This window comes from Vibrio sp. 1401 (assembly GCF_033340295.1).
This window is the reverse complement of record NZ_JAWOWF010000214.1, coordinates 1-875: the sequence shown is the minus strand read 5'-3', so window position 1 is coordinate 875 and position 875 is coordinate 1. Positions and strand designations below refer to the sequence as shown.

Sequence of the window (875 nt, the reverse complement as noted above, 5' to 3'; positions counted from 1 at the left end):
ACCATCAACAGGTTGGCAGCCACAGGGTTATTGGCAAAATAGGCAATGATGCCCTTTTGATTCGTATCTTCCATGACAAACTCCTACTTACTGTACGACGGTTTCGGAGTCGTCATTCTTTTTTGCAATTTGAACCGCCATGCCTTTTTGCGGGTATTCAGGAAGAGTCAGGACCAATTGGTCACTTTGTTCCAAACCTTCACCTACCAACATGAATTCTCCCTCCGCTCTTAACACTGTGACAGTGCGAGGCTGAAGTTGATTTTCATCGTTGACGACCCAAACCGTGCGGTTTTTCACTAATTCTTGTGGAAGACGATAGATGTGCTTGAGCTCTTTGCCCGTAAAGCTGACTTCGACGTAAGAACCAAATTTGATTGGCGGTTGCTGGTTATCGATGCCATAAGGGTCTTCAACCTGAATCACCATATTGATCATGCGTGTGGCGCTATCAATCATTCCCAAATCTCGAACGACTTTACCTTCACGTGTGGTCGAGAGAATGCCTTGCTGAGTTACGGTTGCTGTCAGCTCTTTGATTGACTCCGGCAAAAACGCACTATCAAAACCAGCAATTGGAACATGCACTTCCGCCACTTCGATGTTATTCAAAGTTGCGACACGAGATCCCGACGTCACAAACTGACCCACACCGACATCACGCTCGACCACTAAAGCATCGTATGGCGCAACCACTCGGCAGTTTTCCAAGTCGCGATTTGCACGTTTGAGAGCGGCTTGAGCAGACTTCACTTGCGCTTGCGCGCTAAGCACCTGAGGTTTACGCAAGTACAGATCGGTGACTTGCTTGTCGCTAAGTTTTTTCGCTTGGCGTTTCGCCACTTCCGCTTTTGCTTGTTCTTCAATTAACGATG

The 875-nt window shown here is 47.4% G+C and carries 1 protein-coding gene; it reads right to left on the bottom strand.

From position 1 onward, the window contains the following. Nucleotides 1–87 precede the first annotated feature (87 nt). Nucleotides 88–875, bottom strand: a 788-nt coding sequence (locus R7Z77_RS24640) for an efflux RND transporter periplasmic adaptor subunit (RefSeq protein ID WP_318136963.1), incomplete at its 5' end; no start/stop codon positions are given.